The 19,287-nt window shown below is 56.1% G+C and carries 19 protein-coding genes; 15 read left to right on the plus strand and 4 right to left on the minus strand.

Translation table 11 applies throughout. The features are described 5' to 3' along the window. The first annotated feature begins 189 nt into the window (after positions 1 to 189). The 9 genes from AC6I8C_RS05950 (at position 190) to AC6I8C_RS05990 (ending at position 10,050) form a co-directional block, all read left to right on the plus strand. The gene (locus AC6I8C_RS05950) at positions 190 to 1,149 is read left to right on the plus strand and encodes an isoaspartyl peptidase/L-asparaginase family protein (protein ID WP_497821890.1); all 960 of its coding nucleotides are present in this window, start codon (positions 190 to 192) and stop codon (positions 1,147 to 1,149) included. Positions 1,150 to 1,158: 9 nt separating this feature from the next. Further along, positions 1,159 to 3,015, plus strand: a complete 1,857-nt coding sequence (locus AC6I8C_RS05955) for a dipeptide ABC transporter ATP-binding protein (RefSeq protein ID WP_497821891.1) — start codon at positions 1,159 to 1,161, stop codon at positions 3,013 to 3,015. Positions 3,016 to 3,069: 54 nt separating this feature from the next. Further along, positions 3,070 to 4,605, plus strand: coding sequence for a glutathione ABC transporter substrate-binding protein GsiB (gene gsiB, locus AC6I8C_RS05960; protein ID WP_497821892.1), 1,536 nt, complete (start codon positions 3,070 to 3,072; stop codon positions 4,603 to 4,605). A 46-nt stretch (positions 4,606 to 4,651) separates the two neighbouring features. Next, on the plus strand, positions 4,652 to 5,581 hold the full coding sequence (gsiC, locus tag AC6I8C_RS05965; RefSeq protein ID WP_013357265.1) for a glutathione ABC transporter permease GsiC: 930 nt from the start codon (positions 4,652 to 4,654) through the stop codon (positions 5,579 to 5,581). Continuing rightward, entirely contained in the window at positions 5,578 to 6,483 is a 906-nt protein-coding gene (gsiD, locus tag AC6I8C_RS05970; RefSeq protein ID WP_061062018.1) for a glutathione ABC transporter permease GsiD, read from the plus strand. The genes gsiC and gsiD overlap by 4 nt, the downstream gene beginning before the upstream one ends. After that, positions 6,480 to 6,929: a DUF4385 domain-containing protein gene (locus tag AC6I8C_RS05975; protein WP_497821893.1), complete on the plus strand. Its 450-nt coding sequence runs from the start codon at positions 6,480 to 6,482 to the stop codon at positions 6,927 to 6,929. Before gsiD ends, AC6I8C_RS05975 begins: the two co-directional genes overlap by 4 nt. A 436-nt stretch (positions 6,930 to 7,365) precedes the next feature. Beyond that, positions 7,366 to 8,001 (plus strand): carbonic anhydrase, encoded by a 636-nt coding sequence (locus AC6I8C_RS05980; protein ID WP_013357268.1) that lies wholly within the window; start codon positions 7,366 to 7,368, stop codon positions 7,999 to 8,001. 140 nt (positions 8,002 to 8,141) lie between these two features. Next, a complete protein-coding gene (locus AC6I8C_RS05985) occupies positions 8,142 to 8,837 on the plus strand; it encodes a DUF3313 domain-containing protein (protein ID WP_497821894.1) in 696 nt (231 codons plus the stop codon). A 76-nt stretch (positions 8,838 to 8,913) separates the two neighbouring features. Then, entirely contained in the window at positions 8,914 to 10,050 is a 1,137-nt protein-coding gene (locus AC6I8C_RS05990; RefSeq protein ID WP_497821895.1) for a PQQ-dependent sugar dehydrogenase, read from the plus strand. A 147-nt stretch (positions 10,051 to 10,197) separates the two neighbouring features. Here the strand turns inward: AC6I8C_RS05990 and AC6I8C_RS05995 are convergent, their stop codons facing one another. Further along, the gene (locus tag AC6I8C_RS05995) at positions 10,198 to 10,854 is read right to left on the minus strand and encodes an HAD family hydrolase (RefSeq protein ID WP_497821896.1); all 657 of its coding nucleotides are present in this window, start codon (positions 10,852 to 10,854) and stop codon (positions 10,198 to 10,200) included. Positions 10,855 to 11,126: 272 nt separating this feature from the next. Between AC6I8C_RS05995 and AC6I8C_RS06000 the strand changes: the two genes are divergently transcribed. Beyond that, positions 11,127 to 12,329 (plus strand): serine hydrolase, encoded by a 1,203-nt coding sequence (locus tag AC6I8C_RS06000; protein WP_150015262.1) that lies wholly within the window; start codon positions 11,127 to 11,129, stop codon positions 12,327 to 12,329. A 341-nt stretch (positions 12,330 to 12,670) separates the two neighbouring features. Here AC6I8C_RS06000 and ybjG read toward each other — a convergent pair whose 3' ends face one another. Together ybjG and AC6I8C_RS06010 are read right to left on the minus strand one after the other, a co-directional pair. Beyond that, positions 12,671 to 13,276 (minus strand): undecaprenyl-diphosphate phosphatase, encoded by a 606-nt coding sequence (gene ybjG, locus AC6I8C_RS06005; RefSeq protein ID WP_010254408.1) that lies wholly within the window; start codon positions 13,274 to 13,276, stop codon positions 12,671 to 12,673. 403 nt (positions 13,277 to 13,679) lie between these two features. Next, entirely contained in the window at positions 13,680 to 15,368 is a 1,689-nt protein-coding gene (locus AC6I8C_RS06010) for an aspartate:alanine antiporter (protein ID WP_013357276.1), read from the minus strand. Between the two features lie 258 nt (positions 15,369 to 15,626). Between AC6I8C_RS06010 and ybjM the strand changes: the two genes are divergently transcribed. After that, positions 15,627 to 15,992 (plus strand): inner membrane protein YbjM, encoded by a 366-nt coding sequence (ybjM, locus tag AC6I8C_RS06015; protein ID WP_033782470.1) that lies wholly within the window; start codon positions 15,627 to 15,629, stop codon positions 15,990 to 15,992. 89 nt (positions 15,993 to 16,081) lie between these two features. On the opposite strand, the gene AC6I8C_RS06020 is transcribed toward ybjM, so the two are convergent. Continuing rightward, positions 16,082 to 16,345, minus strand: coding sequence for a GrxA family glutaredoxin (locus AC6I8C_RS06020; RefSeq protein WP_003849263.1), 264 nt, complete (start codon positions 16,343 to 16,345; stop codon positions 16,082 to 16,084). A gap of 254 nt (positions 16,346 to 16,599) precedes the next feature. Between AC6I8C_RS06020 and AC6I8C_RS06025 the strand changes: the two genes are divergently transcribed. From AC6I8C_RS06025 to AC6I8C_RS06040, 4 genes are all read left to right on the plus strand, one after another. Then, positions 16,600 to 16,851, plus strand: coding sequence for a DUF1418 family protein (locus AC6I8C_RS06025; protein WP_013357278.1), 252 nt, complete (start codon positions 16,600 to 16,602; stop codon positions 16,849 to 16,851). Between the two features lie 16 nt (positions 16,852 to 16,867). Then, positions 16,868 to 17,590 (plus strand): oxygen-insensitive NADPH nitroreductase, encoded by a 723-nt coding sequence (nfsA, locus tag AC6I8C_RS06030; RefSeq protein WP_013357279.1) that lies wholly within the window; start codon positions 16,868 to 16,870, stop codon positions 17,588 to 17,590. A gap of 20 nt (positions 17,591 to 17,610) precedes the next feature. Next, positions 17,611 to 18,513, plus strand: coding sequence for a 30S ribosomal protein S6--L-glutamate ligase (gene rimK, locus AC6I8C_RS06035; protein WP_497821897.1), 903 nt, complete (start codon positions 17,611 to 17,613; stop codon positions 18,511 to 18,513). An 87-nt stretch (positions 18,514 to 18,600) separates the two neighbouring features. Continuing rightward, positions 18,601 to 19,080: a YbjN domain-containing protein gene (locus AC6I8C_RS06040; protein ID WP_003849273.1), complete on the plus strand. Its 480-nt coding sequence runs from the start codon at positions 18,601 to 18,603 to the stop codon at positions 19,078 to 19,080. The last annotated feature ends 207 nt before the right edge of the window (positions 19,081 to 19,287 follow it).

Here is a 19,287-nt window from a genome sequence, read left to right on the forward strand (position 1 = left end):
GCGTCGGCCTGACCTGCCGGTCATTGCGACCAAAGTGAAATATGGCGGTAAGAAAAGGTTATAACCACAGGAACAGTTTCCGCTTTACAACACTTAGCAGGCTTTCTATAGTCAAAAATCACCAAAAATGGGTGAAAACCATTTTAAATCAGTGTTTTTCGTCCTGATGCAATCACAGGGTAGAGCGTTATGGTCAATGCAGTGATCGCCATTCACGGCGGCGCAGGTGCGATTTCGCGCGCAGCAATGAGCGCTGAAAAGGAACAACGCTACCGTCAGGCGCTCCACGATATTGTCACTCAAGGTCAGCAGATACTGGCTCAGGGCGGCAGTGCACTCGATGCGGTAACCGAGGCCGTACGGCTGCTGGAAGAGTGTCCGCTGTTTAACGCGGGCAAAGGCGCGGTCTTCACCCATCAGGGCACCCATGAACTCGATGCCTGCATTATGGATGGCCGCACGCTGGATGTCGGCGCGGTCGCAGGCGTAACGCGATTACGTAATCCGGTGCTGGCGGCACGTGCCGTGCTGGAAAAAAGCGAGCATGTGCTGTTTATCGGGGAAGGCGCGGAGCAGTTTGCCGTGGCGCAGGGGCTGGAAACGGTCGAACCTGATTACTTTTCGACGCCGGAACGCTGGGAGCAGCTGCAGCGCGCGCTCAACAGCGATATCGCGGTGCTGGACCATGATGGTGCCGCACACAGTGACGACCCGCTCGACCCGGACCGTAAGTTCGGCACTGTCGGGGCGGTCGCGCTGGATCTGGCAGGCAACCTCGCTGCGGCCACGTCAACGGGCGGGATGACTAATAAGCAGGCCGGACGCGTCGGCGACTCGCCGCTGCCGGGCGCGGGCTGCTTCGCCAGCAACGACAGCGTGGCGGTCTCCTGTACCGGCACCGGTGAAGTCTTTATGCGGACGCTGGCGGCCTACGATGTGGCCGCGCAGATGCGCTACGCCGGACGCTCTTTGCAGCAGGCAAGTGTTAACGTTATTCATGACAGCGTGCTGGAACTGGGCGGCAGTGGCGGCTTAATCGCCGTCGATCGCGCAGGCAACGTGGCGCTGCCGTTCAACAGCGAAGGCATGTACCGGGGCGTTGCGCGGGTCGGCGAGGCGGCTGAGGTCGCTATCTATCGCGAAAGTTAAGGAGCAGTGATGAGCGACAGGCAAACGCTACCGCCGCTGGCCCCTGATCAGGTGCTGGCGGTGCGCGATCTCAGTGTGCGTTTTCAGCACGAAGCCACCGTCACAGACGCGGTGCGTCATTTGTCACTCGATCTGTTTCGCGGCGAAACGCTGGCGCTGGTAGGCGAGTCAGGTTCAGGAAAATCGGTCACCTCGCTGGCGCTGATGCGGCTGATTGAGCAGGCTGGCGGCAGGGTGAGCGGTGAGGTGCAATTACGTCGTCGCAACGGCGAGGTGCTGGATCTGATGCGCGCCTCAAAAAGTCAGATGCGTCGGGTGCGCGGCGCGGATATGGCGATGATCTTTCAGGAGCCAATGACCTCGCTAAATCCGGTCTTCTCTGTGGGCGAGCAGATTGCTGAATCCATCCGGCTTCATCAGGGGCTGAGCCACGCCGCGGCACTGGCAGAGGCGCGCCGGATGCTCGATCTGGTGCGTATTCCTGATGCGCACAATGTCCTGTCTCGTTTTCCGCATCAGCTCTCAGGCGGAATGCGTCAGCGCGTGATGATTGCGATGGCGCTCTGCTGCAAACCGGCGCTGCTGATTGCCGATGAGCCGACCACTGCACTTGACGTCACTATTCAGGCGCAGATTCTGCAACTCATCCGCGTGCTGCAAAAAGAGATGCAGATGGGGGTGATTTTTATCACGCACGATATGGGCGTGGTCGCTGAAATGGCCGATCGCGTTCAGGTCATGTATCGCGGCGATGTGGTGGAGAATGCGCCCGTCGCCGAACTGTTCAGCGCACCGCAGCAGCCCTACACCCAGGCGCTGCTGGCCGCGGTGCCCAGGCTCGGATCGATGCATGGCCAGCCGCTGCCGGCCAAATTTCCGCTGCTGCATAGCGACGCGGTTGATGACGTGCCGCAGGATACGGTTCGCCGCCTGCAGCCCCCCATTCTGCAGGTACGCGATCTGGTCACCCGCTTCGATATTCGCGGCGGCCTGCTGAATCGGGTCAAAAGCCGGGTTCATGCCGTCGAAAAAGTCAGTTTTGATCTCTATGCCGGAGAGACGCTGGCGCTGGTGGGCGAGTCGGGCTGCGGTAAATCGACCACCGGACGCTCGCTACTGAAGCTGGTTGCCAGCCAGGGCGGCACGCTGACATTTGACGGACAGCGCATCGACCATCTCTCAGGTGCTGCACTCGCCCATCTGCGGCGCGATATTCAGTTTATTTTCCAGGATCCCTACGCCTCGCTTGATCCCCGGCTGACGGTTGGCTTCTCAATTATGGAGCCGCTGCTGGTTCACAAGGCGATGCCGCGTCGCGAGGCGGAGCAGCGCGTCGCCTGGTTACTGGATAAAGTCGGTCTGCTGCCGGAACATGCTCAGCGCTATCCGCATGAATTTTCCGGCGGGCAGCGCCAGCGTATCTGTATTGCCCGCGCGCTGGCGCTGAATCCGAAGGTGGTCATCGCCGATGAGTCCGTCTCGGCGCTGGATGTGTCGATTCAGGCGCAGATTATTAATCTGATGCTCGACCTGCAGCGCGAATTTGGCATCGCCTTTCTGTTTATTTCTCACGATATGGCGGTGGTGGAGCGTGTCAGCCACCGTGTGGCGGTAATGTATCTCGGTCAGATTGTTGAGATAGGGCCGCGTCAGGCGGTGTTTGAACAGCCACAACACCCCTATACCCGAAAACTCATGGCCGCGGTGCCGGTAGCCGATCCGGCGCACCGGCGTCGTGAACGCGCCTTACTGGTCGATGAGATCCCCAGCCCGATTCATGCGTTAGGGGATGAACCTGAAGTGGCGCCGCTGATGGAGGTGGCTCCGGGTCATTTCGTCGCCCGCCACGTTATCAGCGCGACCTGAACAGTGAAGATGTCGCCCCGGCGACCAACCCGACAGGGATTACAGGAGAACAAGATGCAGATTACGATGCGTAAAGGGTTACTGGCGGCTGGCGTGTTAAGCAGCGCAATGACATTGCCCGCCTGGGCAGCACAGGATGCGGTAATTGCCGTCGCGTCCAACTTCACCACGCTCGATCCCTATGATGCCAACGACACGCTGTCGCAGGCGGTGGCGAAATCGTTCTATCAGGGGCTGTTTGGCTTCGATAAGGATATGAAACTCACTAATGTGCTGGCGGAAAGCTACCAGGCCAGCGCCGACGGCCTGACGTACACGATTAAGCTGCGCTCCGGCGTTAAATTCCAGGATGGTACGGACTTCAATGCGGACGCGGTGAAGGTCAACCTCGATCGCGCCAGCAATCCGGATAACCATCTTAAGCGCTACAACCTGTTCAAACGCATTGCCAGCACCGAAGTCGTCGATCCGACCACGGTGAAAGTGACGCTGAAAGAGCCGTTCTCAGCCTTTATCAACAATCTGGCCCATCCGGCGGCAGCAATGATTTCACCTGCCGCGCTGAAAAAATATGGCAAAGAGATCGGCTTCCATCCAGTGGGCACCGGTCCGTTTGTGTTTGAAACCTGGAATCAGACCGACTTTGTGAAGGTGAAGAAGTGGGATGGCTACTGGAAACCGGGCTATCCGAAGCTGGACAGCATTACCTGGCGACCGGTGGTGGATAACAATACCCGCGCGGCCATGCTGCAGACCGGCGAAGCGAACCTTGCGTTCCCGGTGCCTTATGAGCAGGCAAAACTGCTGGAGAAGAACAGCAAGCTCGATGTGGTGACCACGCCTTCGATCATGCAGCGTTACATCAGCCTTAACGTCACGCAGAAGCCGTTCGACAATCCGAAGGTGCGTGAAGCGCTGGAGTATGCCATCAACCGTCAGGCGCTGGCGAAGGTGGCCTTCGCCGGTTACGCCACGCCTGCGACCGGCATCGTGCCGCCCGCCATTGACTTTGCGCAGACCTATCCGACTATCAGCTACGATCCTGCTAAAGCGAAAGCGCTGCTGAAAGAGGCAGGCTACCCGAACGGATTTGAAACCACACTCTGGTCGTCGCACAACCACAGCACCGCGCAAAAGGTGCTGCAGTTCACTCAGCAGCAGCTGGCGCAGATTGGCGTGAAGGTAAAAGTCACGGCGATGGATGCGGGTCAGCGTGGTGCTGAAGTCGAAGGTAAAGGCCAGAAAGAGAGCGGCGTGCGCATGTTCTACACCGGCTGGTCCGCTTCAACCGGTGAAGCCGACTGGGCGCTGACGCCACTGTTTGCCACCGCAGCCTGGCCACCGGCAATCTTCAACACCGCGTTTTACAGCAATCCGAAGGTCGATAAAGATCTGGCCGATGCGCTGAAAACCACCGATCGGGCTGAAAAAGCGCGTTTCTACAAAGAGGCGCAGGACACCATCTGGCAGGACCATCCGTGGATCCCGCTGGTGGTTGAGCAGCTGGTTTCTGCCAACAGCAAAAACCTGACTGGTTTTTATGTGATGCCCGATACCTCATTCAATTTTGATGAGGCCACGCTGAAGTAACGGAGCCGGCCAGCCCGTGTGGCTGGCCGCAACTGCAGGATGTTGCATGTTTAACTACTTTCTCAAACGACTGTTTGGGCTGATCCCCACGCTGCTGATCGTGGCGGTGCTGGTATTCCTGTTTGTTCACCTGCTGCCGGGCGACCCGGCACGCCTGATCGCCGGGCCGGAAGCGGATGCCTCGGTGGTGGCGCTGGTGCGTCAGGAGCTGGGTCTGGATTTGCCGCTGCCACAGCAGTTCTGGCACTTTATGCTGAATGCGCTGCAGGGTGATTTCGGTCAGTCGATGGTCTCAAAGCGGCCGGTTGCGGATGAGATCGCCTCACGCTTTATGCCGACACTGTGGCTGACGCTGGCCAGTATGATCTGGGCAGTGATTTTTGGCATGACCATCGGCATTGTTTCAGCGGTCTGGCGTAACCGCTGGCCCGATCGGCTGGGGATGACGCTGGCGGTGTCGGGTATTTCGTTTCCCGCCTTTGCGCTGGGGATGCTGCTGATGCAGGTCTTCTCGGTTGAGCTGGGCTGGCTGCCCACCGTCGGGGCTGAGAGCTGGAAGCATTACATTCTGCCCTCCATCACCTTAGGTGCAGCGGTCGCCGCGGTCATGGCGCGCTTTACCCGCGCCTCGTTCGTGGAGGTGATGCAGGAAGATTACATGCGTACCGCCCGGGCCAAAGGGGTACGCGAGTCGCTGGTGGTGGTGAAACATGGCCTGCGCAACGCGATGATCCCGGTGGTCACGATGATGGGGCTGCAGTTTGGTTTTCTGCTGGGTGGCTCAATTGTGGTCGAGGTGGTGTTTAACTGGCCGGGCCTGGGGCGTCTGCTGGTCGACTCCGTGGCGATGCGCGACTATCCGGTTATTCAGGCCGAAGTACTGCTGTTTTCACTGGAGTTTATTCTGATCAATCTGTTTGTCGACATGCTCTATGCGGTGATTAACCCCGCTATTCGCTTTAAGGAGTCGCGATGAAAAACTGGCGACGTGAAGCGGCCCTGAAAACGATGCCGCTGATAGCGGAGAACCGGGTGCGTACGCCGTGGCGTGAGTTCTGGCGACGCTTCCGGCGTCAGCCGGTGGCGCTGCTGGCCGGGGTGTTTGTGCTGATACTGATTGTACTGGCAGTGATCGCCCCCTGGATTGCGCCGTTCGACGCAGAGAACTACTTCGATTATGACCGGCTCAACGACGGTCCGTCGCTGATGCATTATTTTGGCGTCGATTCGCTGGGTCGCGACATCTTCAGCCGGGTGCTGGTCGGCACGCGTATCTCTCTGATTGCCGGCTTTTTCTCGGTGGTCATTGGCGCAGTAATTGGCACGCTGTTTGGTCTGCTGGCCGGTTATTACGAGGGCTGGTGGGACCGTATCACCATGCGCATCTGTGATGTGCTGTTTGCCTTTCCCGGCATTCTGCTGGCGATTGCGGTGGTGGCGATTATGGGCAGCGGCATGAGCAACGTGATCGTGGCGGTCGCTATCTTCAGTATCCCGGCCTTTGCCCGTCTGGTTCGCGGTAACACGCTGGTGCTGAAGCATCAGACCTATATTGAATCGGCACGCAGCATCGGCGCGTCTGACTGGACGATCCTGATGCGGCATATTCTGCCCGGCACGGTATCGCCAATTGTGGTCTATTTCACGATGCGGGTTGGTACCTCCATCATTACCGCCGCCAGTCTGTCGTTTCTCGGACTGGGTGCGCAGCCGCCCACGCCGGAGTGGGGCGCCATGCTGAATGAGGCGCGGGCCGACATGGTGATTGCCCCGCACGTGGCGATTTTCCCCAGTCTGGCGATTTTCTTCACGGTTCTGGCATTTAATTTGCTCGGTGACGGGCTACGTGACGCACTTGATCCTAAACTAAAGAGATGAAACCTTTCGATTATGATCAGGACTTCAGCACGATCGACTTCCGCCAGCATCCCGAGCTTTATCAGGTCGGGCGAGGTGAGCAGGGTGTGCTGATGGTCGAGCCTTATAAAGGCGAAATTCTGCCGCACTGGCGTTTTCGCACCGTTGCCATTGCTGAAGAGTCGGCTGAAAAAATCATGGCGCTGTTTGAGGATTACCGGCGTCAGGACGATTTTGTCGGCATGGATATGGCGCGCAAATTTATCCAGATGGGGTACACCCGGGCGCGGCGTTACAGTAACCACAAAGGCGGACGCAAATATGACGCGGACGGCAAGGAGCTGCCGCGCGGCGTCAACGAGGAAAAGGCCGCTGCGGCCGCTATCTTCAAAGGCTATTGGGACAAGCTGCGTGAGGATGAGGATTATCTGCGCCGCAAAAAAGCGCATCAGCAGCAGTATGGTTAACCGCTAAATTTCCTCCCCCGGCCACCTCCACCGTGGCTGTCATCATTGCCTGAACCCGCCCTGCTCATTCTCCGGGCGTTATCCTTCTGCCCTTTGTCAGCCCTCAAAGGCCAGATGCAAATGAGAAATCTTTGGTTTTGGTCAAACTGCGACGTAAAGTAGTGAAAAAACGCGTAAAAGCCGGTCCACAACTCGGACAAAAAAAGCGGGTGGATCACACTCTGCCTTTTCCGGTAACGTCCCGTGCTGTAAAAAGAAATCGGATCCGAAAACGCTGGATGACGGATAAGCGAAACGCTGACGATGACAGCAGTTCAGCGCTGTCCGAAAAAACGCGGGTTGATATTCACTTGTTTTCATTAATAATAAACCAGCAAACCCCACTGAGGGGGCTATGCCCCTCAGGTAATGAAATGGATAATGTGAGAGCTAAATAATGAAAGAGATCATCAACGGATTTCTGAATTTCCAGCAGAATGTGTTTCCTGAAAGGAAGGATCTTTTCAAAAGCCTGGCGTCAAATCAAAATCCGAAAGCGCTGTTCATCTCCTGTTCAGACAGCCGTCTGGTGCCGGAACTGGTGACGCAGCAGGAGCCAGGAGAGCTGTTCGTTATCCGCAATGCGGGAAACATCGTTCCCTCATTTGGCCCGGAACCGGGTGGTGTCTCCGCCACGATCGAATATGCGGTGGTCGCGCTGGGCGTCTCAGACATCATCATCTGCGGTCACTCCAACTGCGGTGCAATGAACGCCATCGCTTCCTGCGCCTGCATGGATACCATGCCTGCGGTTGAGCACTGGCTTCGCTATGCCGATGCGGCAAAAGCGGTAGTTGAGCAGCGTGAATATGACTCGCCAGAGAAGAAGCTGAATGAGATGGTCAAAGAGAACGTGATCGCTCAGCTGAACAACATGAAGACTCATCCGTCAGTCTCCGTTGCCCTGCGTAATGGCAAACTGCGCCTGCACGGCTGGGTTTACGACATCGAAACCGGCACTATCATGGCGCTGACTCAGGGCGGTAAGCAGTTCATTACCCTGTCTGATAATCCTGATGCCAGTTTTGAATAATGCCTTTCACCCGCTGCGTTGTGCAGCGGGTATTTTCCGATCTTCCGCACAGATAACCCCTTATAACGACGCTTATTTTCAGCATTTCCCCGTGATTTATCTATGCTTGCTTAAACCTTCCTGACACAAGCGAGTTGATCATGCGTAAAACGTCCGTTGCTGCTCTGCTGGCAGTTTCCATACTGTTGCTCAGCGGATGTACTTCTCATGTTGCAGACAAGCAGCACTCTTCGGGTTTCTTAGCGGATTACAGCCAACTGAAGCCCTCTGAATCGGCCAGCGGGGAACCGACCCTGCGCTGGATTTCTCCCGACTATAAGAGCAGTCAGTATCAGGATGTGCTCTATACACCGGTCGTGTTCTATCCGGCTGCACGGCCTACGGCTCGCGTCAGTCAGCAGACGCTGGATCAGATACGCAGTTACACCGATATTCAGTTGAAAGGGGCGATTGCCACCCGTCTGCCGCTGGTTAATCAGGCTTCGCCACATACTCTTAAAGTGCGTGCCGCGATCACCGCCGTCCCGGCAGAGAATGAGGGCGGACAGTTTTACGAAGTGGTGCCGATTGCGGCAGTCGTCGCCAGTACGATGGCGGCATCAGGCCACCGAACTCAGAACAGTGAACTGTTCCTGGAAATCGAAGCCAGCGACGCCGTGACCGGCAAACCGTTGATCCGGGTTGTGCGAAAAGCCTTTGGCAAAACGGTCAGTAACAGCACGACGCCAATCACCTTTGATGATCTGAAGCCGGGTATTGATACGCTGGTTCGTGACACGGTCAGTTTCAACGCGCCATGTCCTTTCGGGGCGGCGGATCCTTGTCGCTCTGTTTAATCTTTTGTAAATCCTCAGGTTCACCACGCAGCGGATGACTACGCTTAAGTGCATGCTATCCCGTCAGGAGAACCTTATGTCCCGTTTTTCGACTGCTCTTGTGCTCGGCGGCGCGCTGTTCTGCGCCTCGCCACTGTTTGCCGCTGACGTAAAGGTCGAGGTATTGCAGGATAAGTTACAACATCCATGGTCTGTTGCCTTCCTGCCCGACAACAAAACGCTGCTGATTACCGAGCGTAGCGGAGCGCTGCGCAGCTGGAGTCCGGAGAGTGGCCTGTCGCAGCCGATTCAGGGCGTGCCAAAGGTCTGGGCAGAACGGCAGAGTGGACTGCTGGACGTGGTGCTGGCACCCGATTTTGCGACCAGCCGTCGCGTCTGGCTCAGCTACACCGAGGCGAACAGCAGCGGCAAAGCAGGTGCCGTCGTGGGCGTCGGGACGCTGAGTCCGGATAACCGGCAACTCAGCGATTTCCGCGAGGTAGTCCGGCAGACGCCGATGCTCTCCAGCGGCAACAATATCGGCACCCGGCTGGCGTTTGATACGCAGGGCTACCTCTGGATCGCATTCGGCGATAACTTTGTCAGCAGCGCCGCGCAGGATCTCGATAAGCTGCAGGGCAAATTGCTGCGGCTCAACGCCGATGGCAGCGTGCCGGATGATAATCCGTTTGTGAAAAAGCCCGGCGCGCGGCCAGAGGTCTGGGCCTATGGTCTGCGTAATCCGCAGGGACTGGCGCTTAATCCCTGGACCGGCACGATATGGGAAAATGAACATGGCCCGCGCGGTGGCGATGAAGTGAATATCATGAGCCGTGGCAAGAACTACGGCTGGCCGCTGGCGACGTACGGCATTGACTACAGCGGCGATAAAGTGCCGGAATCAAAGGGCACCCATGCTGCAGGCACCGAACAGCCGCTTTATCATTGGAAGGATTCTCCGGCTATCAGCGGCATGGCATTTTATAACAGTGCCCGTTTTCCGCAGTGGAAGAATTCCGTGTTTATTGGGGCACTGAAAGAGAAAAACCTGATTCGTCTGAGTCTCAACGGCGAAAAAGTGGTGGAAGAGCAGCGCCTGCTGGGCGATCAGAAGGCGCGAATCCGCGATGTGCGGCAGGGACCGGATGGCTGGCTCTATGTGCTGACCGATGAGGCCAATGGCAGGCTGCTGAAAGTGGGATTAGCGCAGGACGCTGGCGCGTCCCGCGGCTAAGGAGCTGGCCTGGCAGACGATTTTATTTGTCAGTCTGGACCTGAGCCGTGCTCACAATCTCACATACTCCATGTATGCGCCGGTTGTTGTGCACGGTCCGTATCCAGACTGCCTGAAACAATGATACCTGCCGGGAATGGCGCTGAGTCAGCGTGCCCAGTGGTAAACCTGCCAGCCGCGGTTTAGCGCTTCCTGGTGCAACTGTTCATCCGGGTTGATAACGTGGGCATGATCGGCCTGTTGGAGGAGCGGCAGGTCATTCATGGAGTCGCTGTAAGCCCAGGTGCGGTCAAAATTCTCCTCCTGCTGCAGCGCTTTCCAGTCACCCAGGCGGGTCACTTTGCCCTCTTTGTAGGTCATGGTGCCGTAAGTGTTGCCGCTGTAGCGCTCATCCACGATCTCAACACCAATCGCCAGCGCGCCGCAGGCACCCAGCTTCTCGGCAATCGGCACCACCAGATGTTCGCCACTGGCGGAGATGATCATCACTCTGTCACCGCGTGCCCGGTGCCACTCAATGCGCTCGCGGGCGGCCGGATAAACGCGTGGCAGGATGTCGCGATGAATGAAGCGGCGCACCCAGCCTTCAACGGTCAGTGTCGCCATGCCTGCCAGCGGGGAGAGGGTTTTATTCATGTACTCTTCAATCGACAGCGTGCCGGCATAGTACTGGTTCATCAGTGCCTGTTCCTGATCAATCAGTTCGCTGGGGGCGAATCCCTGTGATACCAGCCACCGCAGCCACAGGCTGGTGCTGTCTTCACAAATCAGTGTTTCATCAAGATCAAAAAGGGCTAAGTCCATGGTCGGTCTCCTCGGCTGACTGGCTTTCAGGTTAGCCGATAATTGTGACGGGCTTAACTCTTCTGCGAAAAATCGGAATTTCACGCAGTTTTAGCTGCGACAAAATGGACGAAAAAGGGCACGCGCGCGGCGCTTATGTCAGGGCTGGTCTACTAAACTCTAAAAAACTTTACGATTCGACGGTTTTTTTCGCTGCCGGCAACGGTTAGCGTTTGAGTGAGAATTTTCTGCCCCTGGAATTTCGATTTAACAAGGACAATCCGGCCAAGCCCATGACAAACACTCGCTTCACATCTCGCCTGCGGCACCTCGTTGCCACCTCATTACTGATTATCGCCCCCATCAGTGCTTTTGCTGAGCAGGCTCCCGCTGCGCCTGGCATTGATGCTAAAGCGTGGATTCTGATCGACTACGCCAGCGGTAAAGTGTTAACCGAATCCAGTGCCGATCAGCGTCTCGATCCTGCCAGTCTGACCAAGATGATGACCAGCTACGTGGTCGGTCAGGCGATTAAAGCGGGCAAAATCAAACCGGATGACCTGGTTACCGTGGGACAGGATGCCTGGGCCACCGGCAATCCTAAGCTGCGCGGCTCTTCGCTGATGTTCCTCAAGCCGGGCGATCGGATACCGGTTCATGAGCTGAATAAAGGGATTGTGATCCAGTCCGGTAATGACGCCTGTATTGCGCTGGCGGACTATGTGGCGGGCAGTCAGGATTCGTTTATCGGCCTGATGAACAACTATGTGAAGGCGCTGGGACTGCAGAATACCCACTTTATGACGGTGCATGGTCTGGATGCAGAAGGGCAGTACAGCACCGCGCGTGATATGGCGCTGATTGCTCAGGCGCTAATCCGCGATGTGCCCGAAGAGTACGCACTGAATAAAGAGAAAGAGTTCACCTTCAATAATATTCGCCAGATCAACCGCAACCGCCTGTTGTGGAGCACCAACCTCAAGGTTGATGGCGTCAAAACCGGCCACACCTCGGGCGCGGGGAATAATCTGGTCGCTTCAGCAACCGAAGGGGATATGCGTCTGATCTCGGTGGTGCTCGGCACCGCCAGCGACGCCATTCGTTTCCGCGAAAGTGAAAAGCTGCTGACGTGGGGCTTCCGTTTCTTTGAAACGGTAACGCCGATTAAAGCGGATGCGCCGTTTGCGCAGCAACGGGTCTGGTTTGGTGACAAAAGTCAGGTGAATCTGGGCGTGGCGAAAGATGCCGCGCTGACCATCCCGAAAGGGCAGATGAAGAACCTGAAGGCGAGTTTTAAACTTACGACGCCACAACTCGAAGCGCCGCTGAAGAAGAATCAGGTGGTCGGTACCATAGACTTCCAGTTAGACGGGAAGACGATTGAGCAGCGTCCGCTGGTGGTGCTGCAGGATGTGCCGGAAGGCGGCTTCTTCAGCCGGATGATTGACTTCGTAATGATGAAGTTTAACGGCTGGTTCGGGAAGTGGTTGTCGTAAGTGAGCAGGGACGCTGATATGTTCCTCTCAGACGAGCGCTGTTTCTAAAACAGGATCTAACCGCAACGCATTAGCTCAGCGCGCAGAGAGCTGGGTCAGAAGAGGAAAGCGTCCCGCGCCATGGACAAAAACGCCGGGAGCGTTTTTGAACAACGCAACGCGTAGGCCCGTTTACGGGCGCACCTCAGGGATGAGGTGCGTAATCGCGCGGGCCGAGCATGCCATGGATGGCGGTTTTTGCGTCTTTCCGATCTGACCCAGTTCCCTGCGCAGGCTCGATCTCACCGCTGTCAGGTGCAGTTTTTTTCCGACAGCTTCAGGGACGCTAACGCGTCCCTTTTTTAATCCTGCGTCCAGCCTTTGCGAATCGGCACGGCAAACAGCGACCGATAGAGTGGATTGATCACTGCCAGCATCCGCTCGCCATAGAACTGCCACGCCAGATGCGAAGCCAGACAGCTCAGTAGCCCCACCAGGAATCCGCCCAGCATATCCATTGGCCAATGAACGCCAAGGTAGACCCGCGACCAGGCAATAGCGCAACCGGCCACCATCAGAACCACACCTGACCAGAGGCGATGCCAGAAGATAAAGGCCAGTGCAAAGGTAAATATCGTGGTGCCGTGATCGCTGGGATAGGAGTCATCGGCGGCGTGATGCAGGAACTGATAACCAAAACCGATAGCGAAAGGGCGGGGATGTGGCAACAGCTGGCCCACAGACCAGGAGATCGCCAGCGCATAGATCAGCGCCATACCGGTTTTCAGTACCAGTACCCGCTGCGAAGACACCTGATCGCGCGGTCCCCAGAGCCACATCGCCACGATTAACAGCGGCACGATGGCGATCAGATCTTTGGCAAAAAACGTCGCCAGCTGCAGTAACCAGGCGGGTGAAGCCGGTGTGGCATTAATGGCAGTAAACAGTGAATGGTTCAGCTCTTCCATTTCGGGATAAATTCCTCAGCAGACAGTCCGGTTAACGGCAGCTGGCAGCATCCCGCCAGCCCGGCCCGATAACAGCGGCAAAAAAAACGGTCAGCGACAGCACGCTCACCCAATCAGTCAGCACAAATTGCTAACTAAACAGCGGTCTATCCTGCTTTTTACCGTTTTGTTCGTCTATAGAAAGGCTCTTAATCTGCCGTTGAGTTGTGTAACGGTTTAAGTTTTATGACACCTGAAGTTGCGAATCTGGCGGGGAATGACGGGCAGGGATGAAAAAAGGCATAAAAAAACCCGCCGGGAAAAAGACCAGCGGGCTCCACAATTTGGGGATTTCAAAGAAAAGCAGTGGCACTTATTATGACTATCGCTTAACAATAAAGTTCTGGACGTCGGCAAAAAAATTTTATAGGGGCAGTATCGGCCAGATAATCACAATCAGCGTCCCCGCCAGTGTCAGTAACACGTTGGCGATCGCATAGGTCCCGGCATAGCCCAGCGCGGGAATATTACTGCGTGCCGTATCGCTGATGATCTCCATGGCCGGTGCGCAGGTTCGCGCGCCCATGATGGCGCCAAACAGCAGGGCGCGGTTCATCCGCAACACATAGGCACCAAACAGATAGCAGATGATCACCGGAATCAGGCTTACCAGCAGACCACACAGCAGCATCAGCGCACCATCACTGCTCAGGCCGTGATTAATCCCGCTCCCGGCACTTAATCCTACGCCCGCCATAAACACCATCAGGCCAAACTCTTTCACCATGGTCAGCGCGCCCTGCGGAATATAGCCAAAGGTCGGATGGTTGGCGCGCAGGAAGCCGAGCATGATACCGGCGAACAGCAGACCCGCCGCGTTACCAATACCAAAACTGAAATTGCTGAACTGAAACGTAATCAGACCAATCATCAGACCCACGATAAAGAAAGCGCAGAAGGCCAGGAGATCGGTCATCTGACTGTGAATCGCGATAAAGCCGATGCGATCGGCCACGCTTTTCACCCGTCGAGCCTCGCCGCTGACCTGCAGCACATCACCTTTGTTGAGCATGATGCTGTCGTCGATCGGCATCTCAATCTGACTGCGTATCACACGGTTCAGGAAGCAACCGTGATCGGTAAGGTTTAACTTGCTGAGGCGTTTGTTCACTGCGTTGTGGTTCTTCACCACGATCTCTTCGGTGACGATGCGCATATCCAGCAGATCGCGATCAAACACCTCTTTGCCGTTACGGAAACTGGGGTCGAGCCGGGCATGTGCATCGGGATAGCCCACGAGCGAGATATCATCACCAAGCTGCAGCACCGCATCCCCATCGGGACTGGCGAGAATACCGTTGCGGCGGATACGCTCAATGTAACAACCTGTCTGACGATAGATACCCAGCTCGCGCAGGTTTTTGCCGCCGCTCCACGCCACCAGTTCCGGGCCCACGCGATAGGCGCGGATCACCGGCAGAAAGACTTTACGCTGGCTGTCGGCATCCAGACCGCGTTCCCGCGCAATCTGCTGCGCACAGGTCGGCAGATCCTGATGTTGCAGACGGGGCAGGTAGCGTGCTCCGAAAATCAGACTGACCAGGCCGATCAGATAGGTCACGGCATAACCGAGGCTCAGCTGATCCTGCATCAATCCAAGCTGCTTTGGATCGCTGATGCTTTGCCGCAGGGTATCGCCTGCGCCGACCAGCACCGGCGTTGAGGTCATCGACCCGGCCAGCATGCCGGCGGTGAGCCCAATATCCCAGCCAAAGAGTTTACCCAGCCCCAGTGCCAGCAACAGCGCGCTGACCACCATGACGATGGCGAGCATGAAATAGTTTTTGCCGTCGCGAAAGAAAATAGAAAAAAAGTTGGGACCCGCTTCAACACCAACACAAAAAATAAACAGCATAAAGCCCAGACTCAATGCATCGGTATTGATCGCGAAGTGCTGCTGCCCTAATAAGAGCGAAACCACTAATACGCCAATCGAATTTCCCAGCTGAACCGAGCCAAGACGCAACTTGCCCAGACAGAGGCCGAGCGCCAAAACGACAAATAATAACAAAATGTCATTTCCGCTTAACAATCCTGCGACGTTAATATTCACTGTTTAACTTCTTGTTTACGTGTAACCTGTTGAAGAGTGGCCTGTTTTTCGCTATCGTGATCAGGCCGTTGAGGTTCTGTTGTATCAACACTGCAAATGGAACCGTTATCGCGGCGCTATTCTAATCACAAATATCTTATACAGCTATTAGCTGTTTTCATTCGTTGCCACAACGAACTGTTTCTTTTTATTTCCACCAGAACGCATCAGGGATATCAGCAGGTTATTGTCGGGGTTACTTTTAATCAGTGGGGTGGTATGCCGCAGCGTTCTTATCTCTGGACTACCCGCCTGTGCGGCGTGGTGTTGTACAGTCTGGTGTTTGTTTTTACCTGTCATTTCTGGCAGGTCGGTCCCGGCCCGCTTCGTGGTCAGCCCGAATTACTGCTCTTTATGTTACCTGGCATTGTGATGGCGTTGATGCAGGTGGAAAGCCCGTTAAAAAGCACGCTGCTGATGGGGCTCTGGGGAACGTTGCTGGCAGCACTGCTGCTCAATAACAGCCTGTTTATTCACAGCAGCGGACTGTTTGCCATCGCGTGGAGTCTCAGCGCGCTGTTCTGGGCAGGCTGCGGGGCGTTGCTGGTGCGGTTAATGCAGATTGTGATGGCGTCACTTAACTAACACGGTGTCCAATGGCTGACGTCAGCCAGAAAGCAAAAAGGCGAGACAGGAAAATCCTGCCTCGCCTTTTTCATTCCGGTTATCTGCGCTTACGCGACAAATCCCAGATTCTCTTTGGTCCAGGCCGCAAACTCGGTGTAACCACCGATATGTTTTTCGTCCACGAAAATCTGCGGTACGGTGCTGACCGGTTTACCAGCGCTGGCTTCCAGATCGGCTTTAGTAATGCCTTCTGCATTAATATCAACATACTGATAGCTAAAGTCATCGCGCTCCGCGGTCAGTTTGTCGGCCAGTTCATGGGCACGGACACAGTAGGGACAGCCCGGACGACCAAAAATAACAGCAATCATTGAGAACTCCTTGCAGCGACGATTATGTGACGGGTATCACATAATCAAACAGAGAATGGCAACCATCATGCCCGCTCGTATCGCTTAAGGAAAGCAGGATTTGCCTGTTAGTCTGATGCCCGCACGCTATTGCCGCCGTTCAGGAAGCGTCTGAAACAAGGGCTTTTTCACGACGGCAGCCCGTGTAACCCGCGCAATTTTTGGGTTGTTGACCATAATTGACGCTCAGTAAGCCGTAAAGGCAGGAGGATGTGATGCAGAGTGTGGCCAGATTACCCCGGTTTATCGTGGTGCTGGAAGCGGCGGGCGGCCTGTTAATTCTGGGTGCGCTGCTGCTGATTAACCACTGGCTGCCACTGCCAGATCAGGCTGATGCCAGAACGCTGGCTACCGTGCTGTTCATCGCTGGCGTGGTGCTGATGCTGCCTGCTGCCTGGCTATTGATGTGGCGCACCGCGAAAGCTATCGCGCCACAGCTGTTCAATCAGATTGATAAAAAAAGATAATGTTGCTGGAGACTTTATGACACCGACCATTGATTTACTATGCAGCCACCGTTCAATCCGCGCCTTTACTGACCAGCCGGTCAGCGAAGCACAGCGTGAAGCGATTATTAATGCGGCGCAATCGGCGTCCACATCCAGCTTTTTACAGTGCTCTTCTATTATCCGTATCACCGACAAAGCGCTGCGCGACAAGCTGGTGACGCTGACCGGCGGACAGACGTGGGTTGCAGATGCACCTGAGTTCTGGGTTTTCTGCGCGGACTTTAATCGCCACCTGCAGATTTGCCCGGATGCGCAGCTGGGCCGTGCCGAGCAGCTGCTGCTGGGCTGCGTGGACACCGCGCTGATGGGACAGAATGCCATGGTCGCAGCGGAATCGCTGGATCTGGGCGGCGTCTTTATCGGCGGAATTCGTAACAGCATCGCAGAAGTCACCGAACTGCTGGGCCTGCCAAAATTTGTGCTGCCACTGTTTGGTTTCTGTCTGGGGCATCCGGAATCAAAGCCGGACGTCAAGCCGCGTATGCCGCATGCAATGCTGGTGCATGAGAACCGCTATCAGCCACTGGATCCGGCAGTGCTGGCGGAATATGACAGCCGCACAGAACTCTACTATCAGCAGCGCGACAGCAACCAGCGCAGCGAAACCTGGAGCGAGCTGATCCAGCGGCTGATCATTAAAGAGACGCGTCCGTTTATGCTCGATTATCTGCATCAGCAGGGCTGGGCCACGCGTTAATCCACAAAGGGAGAGCTGCGATGAAAATAGCCATTCTGTCGCGCGATGAGACGCTCTACTCCAGCCGACGATTGCGTGACGAGGCCGCCGCGCGCGGCCACGCGGTGCAAATCATCGATCCGCTCTCCTGCTATATGAATATCAATCCCGCCTCACCGGCGGTTCACTATTGTGGTGAACCGCTGGGCCATTTCGATGCCGTTATCCCGCGCATCGGCAACGCCATTACCTTTTATGGCACGGCAGTGCTGCGACAGTTTGAGATGTGCGGCAGCTATCCGCTGAATGAGTCCGCCGCCATTACCCGCACCCGGGATAAATTGCGCTCGCTGCAGCTGCTGGCACGTGAAGGCATCGATATGCCGGTCACCGGCTTTGCCTCGTCGCCCGATGACACTGACGATTTAATCGCCATGGTCGGCGGCGCGCCGCTGGTGGTTAAGCTGGTGGAAGGGACGCAGGGCATTGGCGTGGTGCTGGCGGAAACGCGTCAGGCGGCAGAGAGCGTCATCGATGCCTTCCGCGGCCTGAATGTCCATATCCTGGTGCAGGAGTTCATTAAAGAAGCACAGGGACGAGATATTCGCTGTCTGGTGATTGGTCATCAGGTGGTGGCAGCGATTGAGCGGGTAGCGAAAGAGGGTGATTTCCGCTCTAATCTGCATCGCGGCGGCAAAGCGTATCCGGTAGCGATCACGCCACAGGAGCGGCAGATCGCCGTGAAAGCAGCGGCCACGCTCGGGCTGGAAGTCGCCGGTGTCGATATTCTGCGTGCCCATCGCGGTCCGCTGGTGATGGAAGTGAACGCCTCGCCCGGGCTGGAAGGCATCGAAACCAGCAGCGGCCTTAACATTGCCGCGCTGATGATTCAGCGAATTGAGCAGCAGGCCATCCCCGGGCTCCGTCCTAAAACCGCTGGCTGACACGCGCTTTTCAGCAGTTTTCATGGCATCGCCGCGCATTTTTCCGTAAGCTAAGTCGCCTGTTTATCACCCCACTGGGATTTTACGATGGATTCTCTTGTCGTTCCGGATATCGACCTGCTGCGTCGCTGGCTGGATCAGCAAAATATCACCTGGTTCGAATGCGATGCCTGTCAGGCACTTCATCTGCCGCACATGCAAAACTTTGATGGGGTGTTTGACGCCAAAATCGATCTGGTCGACAACGTCATTCTGTTTTCGGCGCTGGCTGAAGTGAAGCCGACGGCGCTGATTCCGCTGGTCGGCGATCTGTCGCAAATTAATGCCAGTTCACTGACGGTGAAAGCCTTTATCGACATTCAGGATGATAATCTGCCGAAGCTCATTGTCTGTCAGTCAATGACCACCACCGCCGGATTAACCTTTGGTCAGTTCTCACACTTTATGAAACAGAGTGAAGAGCAAATCTCCATGGTGATCCTGGAGGCCTTTGCCAACAATCTGCTGATTGTGGGTGAAGAAGAAGAGCACGTTCCGGTGACCAGCGTTCATTCTGTGCTGCACTAAGCCCGACATGACGCCCACTAAGCCGTCCCCGAGACGGCTTTTTTATGCCCGCCATCTGCCAACGTGATAATTTTTTATTCTGCATTTTGCCCTTTACCGCCAGATATTTGTCGTGGTTTATGCCATGAAAGCCGAACCTCATAGCTCAGACATGCATAAAATATCGCTTTCAGGCGTTTTTTACGCTGGGGTCTGGTGAAGCCTGAC

Source organism: Pantoea sp. X-Soil-YNGN-844 (genome assembly GCF_059730595.1).

Bases quoted from the DNA above. Each gene is read 5' to 3' on its own strand.
- AC6I8C_RS05950 (WP_497821890.1), top strand. From the start codon at position 190: ATGGTCAATGCAGTGATCGCCATTCACGGCGGCGCAGGTGCGATTTCG.
- AC6I8C_RS05955 (WP_497821891.1), top strand. From the start codon at position 1,159: ATGAGCGACAGGCAAACGCTACCGCCGCTGGCCCCTGATCAGGTGCTG.
- gsiB (WP_497821892.1), top strand. From the start codon at position 3,070: ATGCAGATTACGATGCGTAAAGGGTTACTGGCGGCTGGCGTGTTAAGC.
- gsiC (WP_013357265.1), top strand. From the start codon at position 4,652: ATGTTTAACTACTTTCTCAAACGACTGTTTGGGCTGATCCCCACGCTG.
- gsiD (WP_061062018.1), top strand. From the start codon at position 5,578: ATGAAAAACTGGCGACGTGAAGCGGCCCTGAAAACGATGCCGCTGATA.
- AC6I8C_RS05975 (WP_497821893.1), top strand. From the start codon at position 6,480: ATGAAACCTTTCGATTATGATCAGGACTTCAGCACGATCGACTTCCGC.
- AC6I8C_RS05980 (WP_013357268.1), top strand. From the start codon at position 7,366: ATGAAAGAGATCATCAACGGATTTCTGAATTTCCAGCAGAATGTGTTT.
- AC6I8C_RS05985 (WP_497821894.1), top strand. From the start codon at position 8,142: ATGCGTAAAACGTCCGTTGCTGCTCTGCTGGCAGTTTCCATACTGTTG.
- AC6I8C_RS05990 (WP_497821895.1), top strand. From the start codon at position 8,914: ATGTCCCGTTTTTCGACTGCTCTTGTGCTCGGCGGCGCGCTGTTCTGC.
- AC6I8C_RS05995 (WP_497821896.1), bottom strand. From the start codon at position 10,854: ATGGACTTAGCCCTTTTTGATCTTGATGAAACACTGATTTGTGAAGAC.
- AC6I8C_RS06000 (WP_150015262.1), top strand. From the start codon at position 11,127: ATGACAAACACTCGCTTCACATCTCGCCTGCGGCACCTCGTTGCCACC.
- ybjG (WP_010254408.1), bottom strand. From the start codon at position 13,276: ATGGAAGAGCTGAACCATTCACTGTTTACTGCCATTAATGCCACACCG.
- ybjM (WP_033782470.1), top strand. From the start codon at position 15,627: ATGCCGCAGCGTTCTTATCTCTGGACTACCCGCCTGTGCGGCGTGGTG.
- AC6I8C_RS06020 (WP_003849263.1), bottom strand. From the start codon at position 16,345: ATGATTGCTGTTATTTTTGGTCGTCCGGGCTGTCCCTACTGTGTCCGT.
- AC6I8C_RS06025 (WP_013357278.1), top strand. From the start codon at position 16,600: ATGCAGAGTGTGGCCAGATTACCCCGGTTTATCGTGGTGCTGGAAGCG.
- nfsA (WP_013357279.1), top strand. From the start codon at position 16,868: ATGACACCGACCATTGATTTACTATGCAGCCACCGTTCAATCCGCGCC.
- rimK (WP_497821897.1), top strand. From the start codon at position 17,611: ATGAAAATAGCCATTCTGTCGCGCGATGAGACGCTCTACTCCAGCCGA.
- AC6I8C_RS06040 (WP_003849273.1), top strand. From the start codon at position 18,601: ATGGATTCTCTTGTCGTTCCGGATATCGACCTGCTGCGTCGCTGGCTG.